This window comes from Flavobacterium psychrophilum (assembly GCA_001708385.1).
Taxonomy (GTDB): Bacteria; Bacteroidota; Bacteroidia; order Flavobacteriales; family Flavobacteriaceae; genus Flavobacterium; species Flavobacterium psychrophilum_A.
Genome location: CP012388.1, coordinates 1,827,029 through 1,841,201, shown reverse-complemented (window position 1 = coordinate 1,841,201; position 14,173 = coordinate 1,827,029). Strand labels below are relative to the sequence as shown.

The window sequence follows — 14,173 nt, the reverse complement described above, 5'->3', positions numbered from 1 at the left end:
CGTTATGTCTGGATTTACTATTTATTATTAAATTGTTAAGGCATTAAATAATTGTTAACACGTTTGTTGGTTTTGTATTATCTTTACCTTTGAGCCCGAAAACATACATGGATTGTCATTATGAAGAAAAAAGAGATTAAGATCTTATTGGTTGACGATGAGCAGGATATCCTGGAAATTGTGGGCTATAATCTAACGCAGGAAGGCTATCAGGTTTCTACTGCTGTAAACGGCAGGGAGGCAGTAGCCAAGGCTAAAAAAGAGCTTCCGCATCTTATTATTATAGATGTTATGATGCCCGAAATGGATGGTATGGAAGCTGTAGAGAACATCAGGAAGATTCCGGAGCTTAGCAACGTTATCATTACTTTCCTTACTGCAAGAAGCGAAGATTATTCGCAGGTTGCAGGATTTGATGCAGGGGCAGACGATTACATTGCTAAACCTATTAAACCGAAATTGCTTGTAAGCAAAGTAAAAGCATTACTTAGAAGGCTTAAGGATGATGAGGCAAAAGAAGATGTACTTCGTGTAGGAACTATCGAGATCAACCGTGAAGAGTACAAGATCGTTATGGAAGATAAAGAGATTGTTCTTCCAAGAAAAGAGTTTGAACTGTTCTATCTTTTAGCGTCTAAACCGGGTAAAGTATTCAAGAGAGAAGAAATTCTTGATAAGGTTTGGGGTAACGAAGTAGTAGTGGGCGGCAGGACAATAGACGTTCACATAAGAAAACTTCGCGAAAAGATTGGAGACGAATTATTTAAAACAATAAAAGGTGTGGGCTACAAGCTCGAAATTTAGTGTCAATAAGCTTTAAAAAAACATATAAGTTCGCCGTTAAATCGGCGCTTTATATTTCACTTTTCTCAACCGCCTTCCTGGCGGTTATGTTGTATTATTTCCTTACGTTAAACTGGAATTTTGTAATACTGTTTTCTATATCATTATTCATATTCTCGTTTTTTGTACTGCAATACAGGGTAGAGCGTTTTATCTACCGCAGGGTAAAAAAAATATACGACGATGTATCGCTGCTGGAATCCAGCAGCTTCAGGAATAAGGCCATTACTACAGATATGGCTACCCTTACACGTGAAGTAGAAAAATTTGCCCGCGATAAAAAGATAGAGATCGAAACCCTTAAAATTCGTGAAGAGTACCGAAGGGAGTTTCTGGGTAATGTATCGCACGAACTTAAAACGCCTTTGTTTACCGTTCAGGGGTACATACTCACCCTGCTTGATGGTGCCATGAACGATAAAGAACTTCGTAAAAAATACCTGCAACGTGCCGAAAAAGGTGTTGAAAGGCTTATTTACATTGTTCAGGATCTGGATATGATCACTAAAATGGAGGTGGGCGACCTTAATATTACATCTACCAAGTTCAATATTATAGAGGTTATTCAGAATGTGTTCGACCTGTTAGAGATGAAAGCCGATAAAAAAGGCATCATGCTTATGTTTGATATGAAATACATAAGGCCAATAATGGTATATGGCGATCAGGAGAAGATACAGCAGGTGGTAACCAATTTAGTGGTAAACTCAATAAAATACGGTAAAGAAAATGGTACTACCGAGGTTGGCATAGAAGACCTTGTAAATAACAAAGTTATTGTAAGAGTTCGCGATAATGGCGAGGGTATAGAAAAAAAGAATATCCCACGTCTTTTTGAGCGTTTTTTCCGTGTTGATAAAAGCGGTGCACGTACCGAAGGCGGTTCGGGCCTTGGCCTTGCCATTGTAAAGCACATTATTGAGGCACACGACGAAAAAATGTACGTAGAAAGTAAATTCGGCGAAGGATCGGAGTTTTCATTTACACTCGAAAAGACAAAATAAGTCTTTCCACTTCATATCGCCGGCGATATGCTTTAATCCCTTATACTGATCTGCCTTGTGCAGATCTTTTATTTTAAAATCGTTTTGGGTAGCATACGGCACAAGTCCCGATTTTTTTAGTTTCTTGGCAAGGTATTCCTGCTCATACTGTCCCGGTGTGGGTATAAAAAAAGCTTTTTTACCCATTTGTGCCAAATCCATAATGGTGCTATAACCCGATCGGCACAGTATCATTTCGCTTTGGTTAAAGGCTTCTTCCAGGGCGGTACTGTTCATAAAGTTATAGTAGGTAATGTTGCCTTCTTCTGTAACCTTTTCTTCGGGCTCAATAATACCTCGTACAAAAACTATCTTTCCGTTGTAGTTGGTAAGTTCTTTCTTTATTTTTTGTTCCAGCAAACTACGCTGAGGTTCGGGCCCCGAAAGCATGACCATAAGGTCGTATTTTTTTGCAACTGGATTTTTGTGCAGGCGGCTAAGCGGCCCAATGTATTTAATGTTGAGCGAATCGTCTTCGGTATGGCCGAGTTTACCCGATAAGTTTGGAGCATGCTCTACATCGGGAACCCAGCATTCGTTGTATTTTTTAATGAATCGCTGATGCAGCGGAGTGGTAATAAATGTAGTAGTACCCGTAAGAACATTAAGCTGATGGGTTATAAATACAGAGGGTATGTTTTTAGATCTTACGCCAAGTCTGTTATCTGATATTATCCCCGAAATGGTATGGTCTTTTACGATCTGTCGTACCGCTCTTTTTTCTTCACGAACGGCGCGGAGCATTTTGGGCAATAACCTAAAGAGCTTCAGTTTCCAGAAAACACCTTTTTTAGTGTATTCTATATGATAATGCGGAAGTTCTAACGCGGTAAGATGCGGAAATTCTTTCTTTAATAATTTTAATGCTACGCCATCAGATGCTATAATGGGTTCGTATCCGTGGTTTTCTAAAGCTTCAATAACAGGTATGCATCGTGTGGCATGCCCAAGACCCCAGTTAAGAGGAGCAACAAGTATTCTTTTTCGTAGCAGCAAAGTGGTGTTTTTTAATAACTATTTAATAAGTGCAATCTAAAATTATTTCCATTGTCGTATATTTCCCTAATTTTACCAAAAATTTAAATTAAGAAGTGGGAAGCAAGAACAAACTAAAAAGGTTTAGGGAAAACGAAACATTTGGCAATGTAATGCAGCCTTCAAGAGAAGAAGCTGTAGCGGGAGATTTTCACCTGAAAGGCAAATGGAATGAATTTTTTAAGAATGATAACCCAATAGTACTGGAGCTTGGCTGCGGTAAAGGTGAATATTCGGTAGGGCTTGCAGAGCGTTACCCCGATACTAATTTTATTGGTATAGATATTAAAGGTGCCCGTTTTTGGAGAGGTGCTAAAACCGCTGTTGATAACGGACTGCACAATGTGGCTTTTCTTCGCACGCAGATTGAGCTTATAGAGCATTTTTTTGCGGCAGGTGAAGTGTCTGAAATATGGATTACTTTCCCAGATCCGCAAATAAAATACAAGCGTACTAAACACAGGCTTACCAATAGCGAATTCCTTCAGCGTTATAAAAAGATATTAAAAGCAGACGGTTTTATGAACCTTAAAACCGATAGCGAATTTATGCACGGTTATACCCTTGGCTTGCTTCATGGTGAAGGGCATGAGGTGGTTTATGCTAACCATAATGTATACCGTAACGAGGGTTCGCCCGAAGTTGTTACGGCAATACAAACATTTTATGAGCAGCAATACCTTGAACAAAACAAGCCTATAACCTACATAAGGTTTAAAATAAAATAAATTTATGGATATAATCCTTCCTCTGCTTTTAGGTATAGTTATTTCTGCTGCCGGTATAATGCTGCCGGGGCTCATAAACATGACAGCTGCAAAAATAGCTATAAAAGAAGGCAGGAGAAGGGCTGTGGTTTTTTCACTTGGCGCTACAACTATAGTGTTTTTTCAGACCTATATTGCAGTATCATTTGCTAAATTCATAAATAGCAGGCCCGACGTTATCTCCCTTTTACAGGAAACGGGGCTGGTGATTTTTTCATTGCTAACCATCTTCTTTTTATTTATAGCCAAGAAAAAGAAACCCAAAGCAGAAAAAGATATCATAAAGCAAAAAAGTTTTACCGGTAACTATTTTCTGGGAGCATTACTATCGGCGTTAAACTTTTTCCCGATTCCGTATTATGTATTTGTAAGCGTTTCATTGGGGGCAAACGGATACTTTTCGTTCACGCCACTATTTGTGTTCCTTTTTGTAATGGGGGTAGTATTGGGTTCGTTTGGTGTGTTTTACCTGTATATAGTATTCTTTAAAAAGATTCAGCACAGGGCCGATTTCTTCATGCGAAACATCAACTATCTTCTAGGTTCTGTAACCGGGCTTATTTCTATAATAACACTTATAAAGATTCTCCGTAACCAGTAATTTTCGTGCCATGCCTGACAAAGATAATTTTTTTGAAAAGGTGTACAATGTAGCAAGGCTTATTCCTTACGGAAGAGTTACGTCTTATGGCGCTATAGCAAAATTTCTGGGAGCGGCACGTTCGGCACGAATGGTGGGCTGGGCTATGAATGCCTGTGGCGGTAGGGAAGATGTTCCTGCGCACCGCGTGGTAAACCGTGTGGGTTTATTATCGGGCAAGCATCATTTTGAAGGGACTAACCTTATGCAGCAGCTGTTAGAAAGCGAAGGCGTAAAGGTGAAGGAGAACAAGATCGTAAAATTTGAAAAGTACTTTTGGGATCCGGCGAAGGAACTGGATGCTACATCCTAATGCATAAGTTTATGAAAAAGCTACTAACACTCGTTTTGTTTTTTACGTTGCTTGTAAGTTGTAAAAAAGATGTTCCCGCAGCACAAAATACTCAGCCGGAGGCTACACCTAAAGATTCTGTTAGTCCTGCTTTTGCTGTAAAGGTTGAAGAGAGCAGCGTAGAAGAGTTCGGAGGCGGAACACCTGTTGCGTTATTAGAAGGATTTAAAAAAGACAATCCGGGTGGCGATACCCTGCAAAAACCCTTTGTCGTAATTAATACTCAAAAGCAAAAGCTTACTTTTAAAAATATCAATCCGGCTATGCAAAAGGGATATTATGACGAAGATGAGCTGATTTACACCGATCTTGGTTATAGTAAAAAAATAAATAGGCATTTATTACATGCCCAGTATTATGAAGGGGATGATTATTTTCTGATTGATAATACAACGACTAAAACAGACACTATTAACGGATTGCCTGATTTTTCGCCCGATGCAAGAAAAATGATCTGTTATTACATCAATCCGTATAACGAGCGCAAATACTTACTAAGCGCAGATATTGAAATTTATGATTTGACAGAAAACGGACTGATAACGCTGCACAGAGAAACGTACGATTATATTCCCTGCGAGATACGATGGAAGGATAATAACACCATTTTATTAAAAGTTTTACCAGGAGACGAATTTGATAAAATGCAGAGCGACACGGTAAATAAAACCAATTATAATTATTTGTATAAAAAAATACATCTTAAATAGTATTCTTTTTCTGTCTAAATAATTTTATACCTGTTTTGGCGCAAAGTATGCGTCCATAAAACTTTACCATATAAACTTTTCATACTATCTTTGTAATTTGAAATCAGTCTGAATAAGCGACTGTTAGATTAATATAAATCATGAAGTTAGATAGAAAAGAGATACTAAGCGCGCTTGAAACTATAACACTTGCCGGAGAAGGGCAAAACATGGTAGAAAGCGGAGCTGTTACAAACGTGCTAACGTTTGGCGATGAGGTTGTGGTAGAACTTACAATGAGTACTCCTGCAATGCACATCAGAAAAAGGGCAGAAGCCGATATTATAAAAACAATCCAGGAAAAAATATATGCCGATGCTAAGGTTAAGGTAAACGTAAAAGTTGAAACGCCTGAAAAACCTGAGATTAAAGGTAAAGCCATACCGGGCATCAGCAATATTATTGCTGTATCGTCGGGTAAAGGTGGTGTAGGTAAATCTACCGTAACGGCAAACCTTGCTGTTACTTTAGCCAAAATGGGCTTTAAGGTAGGTGTACTTGATGCCGATATATACGGACCGTCTATGCCTATGATGTTTGATGTTGAGCGCGAACGCCCAATATCAATTCAGGTAGACGGAAAGTCTAAAATGAAACCGATTGAAAGCTACGGCGTACAGATACTTTCAATAGGATTTTTTACAAGCCCTGAGCAGGCAGTTATATGGCGTGGGCCAATGGCTTCTAAAGCCTTAAACCAAATGATATTTGATGCCGATTGGGGCGATCTTGATTTTATGCTTATCGACCTTCCTCCGGGAACGGGAGATATTCACCTTTCTATTATGCAGTCGCTACCTATTACGGGCGCGGTTGTAGTGAGCACGCCGCAGGCTGTTGCACTTGCCGATGCCAAAAAAGGTGTTGCAATGTTCCAGCAGGAGACCATCAATGTTCCTGTACTGGGTATCATAGAAAACATGGCTTACTTTACTCCAGACGAATTGCCGGATAATAAATATTACATCTTTGGTAAAGAAGGTGCACGTAACCTTGCCGAAGATCTTGATGTACCTTTCTTAGGTGAAATTCCGATTGTACAAAGTATACGTGAAGCGGGTGACTATGGCCGCCCTGCTGCCCTTCAAACCGCAACCCCGCTAGAGGGTGCTTTTGAAGAACTGGCGCGTAATGTGGTTCAGGAAACTGTAAACAGAAACGACAGCCTTCCGCCTACAGAGGCGATTAAAATAACTACAATGGCCGGATGTTCGGCTGTTAAAAAGAAATAATAATGACTACAGAAGAAATTACACTTAGTGTGGAAAAGGCATTGGATGAAATCCGCCCGTTCCTAGAGTCAGATGGTGGTAATATTACACTTATTGGTATAGAAGACGATAAGCACGTAAAAGTGCGCCTTGAAGGTGCATGCGTAGGCTGTAGTGTTAACCAGATGACGCTTAAAGCCGGTGTAGAAACCACAATAAAAAAATATGTGCCACAGATAGAAACGGTTGTAAACGTTGCTTAAACCTGCTGGCATACAGCTAAGGTATTAGCTGATAATTATCATAAATATTAAAAACAGTTTTAAAGACATTTGTGCTTTAAAACTGTTTATCTTATTACTTCACAATGATTACAACCGATATACTAATTATTGGCGCAGGCCCTACAGGCCTTTTTGCCGTTTTTGAAGCCGGACTCCTAAAATTAAAATGTCACATTATAGATGGACTTCCGCAACCGGGCGGACAGCTTACAGAATTATATCCTAAAAAGCCTATTTTCGATATCCCGGGATACCCATCGGTACTTGCGGGTGACCTGGTAACAAACCTGATGGAACAGATAAAACAGTTTCAGCCGGGCTTTACCCTTAACGAAAAGGCAGAAACGATACAAAAACTGGAAGACGGTACTTTTATCGTAACAACAAATAAAGGTACAGAGCACCACGCTAAAGCTATTGCTATTGCGGGCGGACTTGGTAGTTTCGAGCCCCGTAAGCCTATCATAGAAGATATTGCGTTTTATGAAGATAAGGGTGTAGAGTACTTTGTAAAAGATCCGGAACTTTTCCGCGATAAGAAAATAGTCATTGCAGGCGGGGGCGACTCGGCACTGGACTGGAGTATTTTCCTTGCCGATGTGGCTTCTCATGTTACGCTTATTCACCGCAGGAATGAATTTAGAGGTGCGCTGGATTCTGTAGAAAAAGTACAGGAACTTAAAAAAGCGGGTAAAATTCACTTAGTTACACCTGCAGAGGTTACCGGTATTCACGGTGCCGAAAGGGTAGAAGCGCTGGATGTGGAGATTGACGGTGCACACCAGAAAATCGAGACAGACTATTTTATTCCGTTATTTGGCCTTACGCCTAAATTGGGTGCTATTGCCGATTGGGGACTTGAAATAGAAAAGAACGCTATTAAAGTTAACAATGCGCTGGATTACCAGACCAATATAGAAGGTATTTACGCTATTGGCGATATTAATACTTACCCAGGAAAATTAAAACTTATCCTGTGCGGATTCCACGAGGCTACGTTAATGTGCCAAAGTGTTTTCAATAAGCTTAATCCGGGTAAAAAATATGTGCTTAAATATACTACCGTAAGTGGTGTAGACGGTTTTGACGGTACCCGTAAGGAAGCCGAAAAACAGGTTGTTAAAGCGATAGAGTAGTGATCTGTTTAATGTTTAAAGTTTATGTTGCCCTCGTATGATTTATAGAGTGATAAGCAACCTTAAACCTTAAGTTTTAAACGTGGAACAAAACAAAGAAAATGGACGTTACAATAAAAATAACCGATCGTGAAGGGGTAACTCACGAAGTGCAGGCACCTACAGATATGTCTATGAACATAATGGAGCTTTGCAGGGCTTACGAGCTTGCTCCAGATGGTACCATAGGCGTCTGTGGCGGTATGGCAATGTGTGCATCGTGCCAATGCTACATTCTTAACGATGTTGAACTTCCTGAAATGGGGCCTGATGAAGATGCTATGCTTAGTGAAGCTTTCAATGTAAAGCCAAACAGCAGGCTTGGCTGCCAGCTGGCTATTACGCCCGAACTGGAAGGCCTCGAACTTGAACTTGCTCCAGAATAATAGGATATAATGTATAACAGGAAAGCCCTGCACTTGCGGGGCTTTCCTGTTATTAGGATTTAATATAGGCGGCATATCAAAAAAGGCATCCATTGGGATGCCTTTTCATATTCTTATATCAAATTAGTTTTTGATGAATTTGATTGTTTTAGTTTCGCTTCCTTTATCTATTTTAAGGAAATAGATACCATTAGCATAACTAGAGATATTGATGCTTAAATTAGCGTCAGATACGTTTGAAACGGTAGTTATTACTTGTCCTAAGTTGTTAAAGATAGTATAGCTGTCCGGTGTTTCAGTTTCTGTTGTAATATTAATTACGTCCTGTGCAGGGTTTGGAGATACAAATACTCCTTGTAATGATTTAAAATCAGGAGTTCCCAAAGTTCCGCACACTGTAGATGTAAGTAGCGATTTTCTTCTTGGAGAGTTTGCAAGAACTGTTTCCATCCTCGTTCTTTGGTCTTTTGTAAATACACTCATGCAAAGATCATCAGTATAATCCATGAAGTTTTGCCACATATCCTGACCCGCTTGCGGACATGTATCAGTTGTGATATCAGGACATCCTGAACTTTTGTTGCTTTGTACAGGTGTGTCATTACAATAGTCGTTACCCGCACACTGTATCTCATCGCCCCAAATATGCCTTAATCCTAAAAAGTGTCCTACTTCGTGTGTTGTAGTTCGTCCATATCTATATGTAGGGTTAAAATTTTGTGAGTTAGGATTTGACATCTTATCTCTCGAGCCAAAACTTTTCCAGTCAACGGCTACCCCATCAGTAGTCTCGTCATTTGCTTGTCCAGTAAGGCCTTGTAAAGTTGAATTTGTTGGAAACTGTGCATATCCTAGTAATCCGGGTACATCTTCTAAATTCCAGTTAACAGTCCAGATATTAAGATATTTGTTAGGATCCCACTGTGTTTCACTTTTCATCTGATCAACTTGTTGCATAGTTGTATATTGGGGAACATTCACATATACTCTGTCTACACCGTCAAATGTTGAGCCATCGGGCCTTATTTTTGCAAGGCAAAACTGTACTCCTGTATTTACAGCTGCCTGTATTTCATAAAGGTTTTCAGCGTTTGTTCCTGCTGCCTGTGAATAGTCTTCGTTAAGAACCTCAATCTGAGTTTGCACACGTGCTAACGAAATATTTTCGTTTGATCCTAATGCATCGCCATTATGTATTACGTGAACAACAACAGGAATCATTTTTACAGCATTGCCGGATTTTGGGTTAGCCAACCTTTCCGCTTTTGCTTCTTCGATTTTTGTATCAATCCATTTTTCAAATTCTAACTCACTGGCTCTTTTAGCAAACTTGTCTCTAAGGTGGAGTTCATTTTCAACAGTTGCACAACGAACAAATCCATCAGGACCGGGAGTTATTGGGTATTTTCCAAATGCTTTTGGCTGTTCCTGAGCATTAGATAAGAAAGATGCAGCCAGGAACATAGTAAGCAGCATGCTTTTTGGAGTAATAGTTTTTCTCATTTCAAAGGTAAATTTTTGCGCAATTTATTTAAATTCAGCGTAATGTAAAAGTATTTACTGTTAAATATTAAAGTTTTGTTAATCTAATCCATTTTTTATTCTGTAAAACATGGTTATATTAAGAATTTCTTTAATAACGTAAGATGGAAAATTAATTGAAACAAATAATTTGTAGCCTGCTAACAGTGTGTTTAAAGATGTTTGTTTACTTCGTCTTTATACGTGTCTCCGATTGGTATTACAAAATCTTCAATCTGAATCGTCTTATTGTAAAGAGTTTTTACTTTTTTAATAGGTATAATGTACGATCGGTGAACTCGTATAAAGAGTGCCGGTGGCAGTTTTTCGAGGATGCCTTTCATTGAAAGCCTGGCCGTAATAACAGATTTGGTTTTCAAATGTATCCGTATATAGTCATCTAACCCTTCAATAAGCATTATATCCTCAAATTCTATTCTGTGAAGTTTATAATCTGCCCTTATAAGTAAATGATTGTGCTCTATAGTGTTTTTTCTGCCGTTAACTTCTTTCTTTGCTTTTTCGGCAGCCTGCATAAATCTTTCCTGAGAAAAAGGTTTCAATAAATAATCTAATGCATTGATGTTAAATCCTTCCACCGCATATTCGCTATACGCTGTAGTGAATATAACCATAACCTCGTTATTTAATTGTCGGTAAAAATCGATGCCGTTTTTACCGGGCATCTGTATATCAAGAAAAAGAAGGTCTACAGGGAATTTTTTTATATGCTTAAGTGCTTCATCGGTTTTTGTAAAAGTTTTTTCAAGCTCGATAAAATCTACCTGCTTGCAAAAATGTTCAATAATTTTTAACGCCAGGGGTTCATCGTCTATAGCAATTGCTTTTATCATGACAGATTTATAGATAAATTAACTGTAAATGTAGTTTCTTTATCAAAGATAAGCAATTTATGTTTATTCGGGTAAAGGTATGCTAACCGTTGGCGGGTGTTTTCTATACCGTTGGCGGTTTTTTCATCTTCAGTAATCTGTATGTTTACCTTATTGTTTTTTATAGTGAGATCGATGCCGTTATCATTTATATCTATGTTTATTGCTATAGCAGAATCTTCCTCTGCATTTATGCCATATTTAAAAGCATTTTCTATAAAGGGTATGAGTACAAGCGGGGAAATGCTTTTACCAATAGCGCTTCCGGTAATTTTAAAAGACAATGGCAAACTATCATCCATTCTTAACTGCTGCAGGCTTATATAATTTTTTATGTATTCTATTTCCTTGTCAAGCGATACACTTTTACGGCTGCTTTCGGTAACTACATAACGCATCATTGACGAAAGTTTAAGAACGGCTTCGGGAGCAGAATCTGATTTTTCAAGCGTTAAGGCATAAATGCTGTTAAGTGTGTTAAACAAAAAATGAGGTTTTATCTGCGCTCTTAAATAGGATACTTCTGATTTTAATTTTTCATTTTGAATGTATTCCAAACGCTTGTTTATTTTTAGCAGAAAGCCAAGTGTAAATACCAAAAGGAAATTGAATATCGATCCGTTTTGCAGCATCGGTATTACAGTATGTACAGGTGTGCCGGGAGGCGGAAGCAAAGGCTGGCGAGATGAGAGGCCATCATGAATAAGCAACGCGGGTGCAAAAGTTATGATTGCGTAGCTAAAGGCAATACAGACGATAAATACAATCTTTTTTTCCTTAAAATAAAACCTTGGCAAAAAATAGGAATAGTTGGCGTAGAAAAACACCAGTAACAAAATGTAATTAAGGAAATTTCTTTGAAAAGGAGCAATATCAAACAAATGAGAAGATCTCCCAAAATCGGGCGATGAAAATATAGGTATACTTATAAAAAGAACGCTTCCTAAAATATGAAGAAGGTAAAAAGGAACTTTTTTGTTAGGTGTTTGCATAATCACCAAAACTACTCAGAAAACCCTGTTCTGTAGAATAATTGCGGTAAACCCTATTTTTTTAGCGGTAAATCAGATTGCTTAATATCTCGCGATAATTTGTTGTTAAAAGATTCTACAAATAAAAAGCCCCATATATTAACTATGGGGCTTAAGTATCAATGTATAATTTTAGTTTTTAATAAACTGAAGCGTCTTAGTTTCGCTGCCTTTAGTAAGCTTAACAAAGTAAACGCCCTGTGCATATTTCGCAATATCCAATGCTTGAAGTTCAGATGTTACTGTGCCGCTGCCCATCACTTGTCCAAGACTATTATATACTGTATAGTTTTCGGGCATATCCGCTGAGTTGGCAGTTGCAATATTTAAGATGTTATTTGCCGGGTTAGGGTATAATACGATGCCATTGCCTTTTTCAAAGTTTTTATTGCCCAAGACAACATTGATACCAATTAATGCCTCAGAATAAAAACCATAGTCGCTACCTTCTGTTATAACAGTTCCATCACTTGTTTCTACTCTAAAGAAACCGTTGCCATTTGTACAGCAAATTCCGTTTTCAGCCATATCAATAATAACAAAGGCATAACAGGCATTGTTGTCTACAGTTATCGTCTGTACATCGGCAGCAGGAAGTTCTCCGTCTTCAGAGTCCGGATATCCAAATCCGTAAGCAAGGATCTCCTGATTGCTATCCATAAAGAACCATTGTATTTCAGACCCTTTTAAGTCAGGCTGAACGGTAATTTTAATCGTTTCTGTATCATATATAGAATTTTCATCTATAGGCTCGTAATAAAATTCATTGGTTCTGGTGTTATTATTCACCAAGGCCATGTTGCCGTTAACTGAAACCAAAGTTGCAGAGAAAGTATGTTCGCCTTCGGCAAATACTGATAATTGTGGCAATTCTATCCTGGCATCAGTTGCAGTGTTAAGCGAGCCTGTCCAATTGTATGTTACAGCAGGATTATTATCTACCTGGTAGCTAATAATAGCAGATGTTATTTCGTTTGAACCTGTGTTAGCAACCGAAATTACCGGTGAGAAAGTATTTCCACAGTTTGTAGCGAAAGGTAGCAGATAAATTGCTCCATCATTATCAAGACTGGCTGTACCCGGTACAAAGCTATCCGATGTAGTTAATGACTTTCTTCGTGGAGATGCATTTAAAACGGCCTGCATCCTGTCTTTCTGATTTTTAGTAAAGATATTAAGGCACGAGTCGTTAGTGTAATCCATGTAGTTTTGTATCATGTCGTTACCCGGTTGAGTAGGGCATGTGTCTACAGGTCCTTCAGGGCATCCTTGTGTTGCAGTAAATGCAAACGGAGTATCATCACAATAATCTGAACCTGTGCAGTTATTCGTATCGCCCCATATGTGTCTTAAACCAAAAAAGTGACCAATTTCATGGCTTGCAGTGCGTCCCATATTCCTTGCTTCGTCATAAATACCTTCCGGATAATATACTTGAGATCCTACATATTTTGCGCCCAGGGCAACACCATCTGTATTAGCTGTCTCTGTTTGGCCTTCAAGTCCGTCAAGTCCGGATTCTGTAGGAAATTGTGCGTACCCTGCAAGGTAACCACCAGCGATATTTATTTCGTCAAATATCCAGATATTAAGATATTTAGAAGGGTCCCATTGTGTTTGTGTTTTTATGAGTTCAACTTCTTCCTGAAGCCATCCGTTATCATCTCCAATATTATAACGCACAATACCTGTAGAAGGTAGGCCGTTAGGAGTACGTTTGGCAAGACCAAATTCAATTTCCATATCGCCTCCATCTGCATGGTCATTAAATCCGGGAGTATCTGCGGCTCTTCTAAAATCGTCATTAAGAACACGTATTTGAGATAACAATTGTTCTTCTGATAGATTTTCATCTACACCAATGGCTTTATCATTGTGAATGACGTGGAAAACAACGGGGATGGTAACAACCTCATTAGTCCCTTGTCCATCTTTTTGAAGTCTTTTTGCTTTTGCTTCTGTAATTTTTGGCGCAAGCCATTGTTCAAATTCTTGTGCTGAAGCTCTTTTAGTGTCTTTTAAACGTAGTTGTTCTTCGTACTCCTGGGTTGCACAATAATTTGAAACTGCTGTAAAAGGTTTCCCGAATTTTTTGGTTCCGTTTTGTTTTTGCTGTGCGCTAGCAGTAAAGACAAACATACCGGCAAAAACAAGAAATGAAACCTTAAAAGTAATTTTTTTCATTCGTGGTTTTTTTAAATGGTTTATATGAAATTATCAAATTTCACATTGATTAGCTAAAT

The 14,173-nt window shown here is 38.6% G+C and carries 12 protein-coding genes and 3 pseudogenes; 10 read left to right on the top strand and 5 right to left on the bottom strand.

What is annotated here, in order from left to right; genetic code table 11:
* The first annotated feature begins 120 nt into the window (after nucleotides 1-120).
* Nucleotides 121-804: an ArsR family transcriptional regulator gene (locus ALW18_08105; protein AOE52472.1), complete on the top strand. Its 684-nt coding sequence runs from the start codon at nucleotides 121-123 to the stop codon at nucleotides 802-804.
* Complete coding sequence (locus ALW18_08100; GenBank protein AOE52471.1) at nucleotides 804-1,847, top strand: histidine kinase; 1,044 nt, start codon at nucleotides 804-806, stop codon at nucleotides 1,845-1,847. Before ALW18_08105 ends, ALW18_08100 begins: the two co-directional genes overlap by 1 nt.
* On the opposite strand, the gene ALW18_08095 is transcribed toward ALW18_08100, so the two are convergent.
* Nucleotides 1,821-2,882, bottom strand: coding sequence for a glycosyltransferase (locus tag ALW18_08095; GenBank protein ID AOE52470.1), 1,062 nt, complete (start codon nucleotides 2,880-2,882; stop codon nucleotides 1,821-1,823). The genes ALW18_08100 and ALW18_08095 overlap by 27 nt on opposite strands.
* Nucleotides 2,883-2,977: 95 nt before the next feature.
* On the opposite strand from ALW18_08095, the gene ALW18_08090 reads away from it, so the two are divergent.
* From ALW18_08090 to ALW18_08055, 8 genes are all read left to right on the top strand, one after another.
* A complete protein-coding gene (locus ALW18_08090) occupies nucleotides 2,978-3,649 on the top strand; it encodes a tRNA (guanine-N7)-methyltransferase (GenBank protein AOE52469.1) in 672 nt (223 codons plus the stop codon).
* Between the two features lie 4 nt (nucleotides 3,650-3,653).
* Nucleotides 3,654-4,289 (top strand): lysine transporter LysE, encoded by a 636-nt coding sequence (locus ALW18_08085; protein ID AOE52468.1) that lies wholly within the window; start codon nucleotides 3,654-3,656, stop codon nucleotides 4,287-4,289.
* Nucleotides 4,290-4,299: 10 nt separating this feature from the next.
* A complete protein-coding gene (locus ALW18_08080) occupies nucleotides 4,300-4,641 on the top strand; it encodes a cysteine methyltransferase (GenBank protein AOE52467.1) in 342 nt (113 codons plus the stop codon).
* The gene (locus ALW18_08075) at nucleotides 4,641-5,390 is read left to right on the top strand and encodes a hypothetical protein (GenBank protein ID AOE52466.1); all 750 of its coding nucleotides are present in this window, start codon (nucleotides 4,641-4,643) and stop codon (nucleotides 5,388-5,390) included. Before ALW18_08080 ends, ALW18_08075 begins: the two co-directional genes overlap by 1 nt.
* Before the next feature lie 140 nt (nucleotides 5,391-5,530).
* Nucleotides 5,531-6,661 carry a chromosome partitioning protein gene (locus ALW18_08070; GenBank protein ID AOE52465.1) on the top strand — a complete coding sequence of 377 codons (1,131 nt, stop codon included), beginning with the start codon at nucleotides 5,531-5,533 and terminating at the stop codon, nucleotides 6,659-6,661.
* 2 nt (nucleotides 6,662-6,663) lie between these two features.
* A complete protein-coding gene (locus ALW18_08065) occupies nucleotides 6,664-6,903 on the top strand; it encodes a nitrogen fixation protein NifU (GenBank protein AOE52464.1) in 240 nt (79 codons plus the stop codon).
* Nucleotides 6,904-7,007: 104 nt separating this feature from the next.
* Nucleotides 7,008-8,060 carry a ferredoxin-NADP reductase gene (locus tag ALW18_08060; protein ID AOE52463.1) on the top strand — a complete coding sequence of 351 codons (1,053 nt, stop codon included), beginning with the start codon at nucleotides 7,008-7,010 and terminating at the stop codon, nucleotides 8,058-8,060.
* A 101-nt stretch (nucleotides 8,061-8,161) separates the two neighbouring features.
* Nucleotides 8,162-8,485: a ferredoxin gene (locus ALW18_08055; protein AOE52462.1), complete on the top strand. Its 324-nt coding sequence runs from the start codon at nucleotides 8,162-8,164 to the stop codon at nucleotides 8,483-8,485.
* A gap of 381 nt (nucleotides 8,486-8,866) precedes the next feature.
* On the opposite strand, the pseudogene ALW18_08050 reads toward ALW18_08055, so the two are convergent.
* The 4 genes and pseudogenes from ALW18_08050 to ALW18_08035 all read right to left on the bottom strand — a co-directional run bounded on the left by ALW18_08050 (nucleotide 8,867) and on the right by ALW18_08035 (nucleotide 14,114).
* Nucleotides 8,867-9,883, bottom strand: a pseudogene (locus tag ALW18_08050) (hypothetical protein).
* Between the two features lie 296 nt (nucleotides 9,884-10,179).
* On the bottom strand, nucleotides 10,180-10,860 hold the full coding sequence (locus ALW18_08045; protein AOE52461.1) for a LytTR family transcriptional regulator: 681 nt from the start codon (nucleotides 10,858-10,860) through the stop codon (nucleotides 10,180-10,182).
* Nucleotides 10,857-11,540: pseudogene (locus tag ALW18_08040) on the bottom strand (hypothetical protein). Before ALW18_08040 ends, ALW18_08045 begins: the two are co-directional and overlap by 4 nt.
* 1,455 nt (nucleotides 11,541-12,995) lie before the next feature.
* Nucleotides 12,996-14,114: pseudogene (locus ALW18_08035) on the bottom strand (hypothetical protein).
* Nucleotides 14,115-14,173 lie beyond the last annotated feature (59 nt).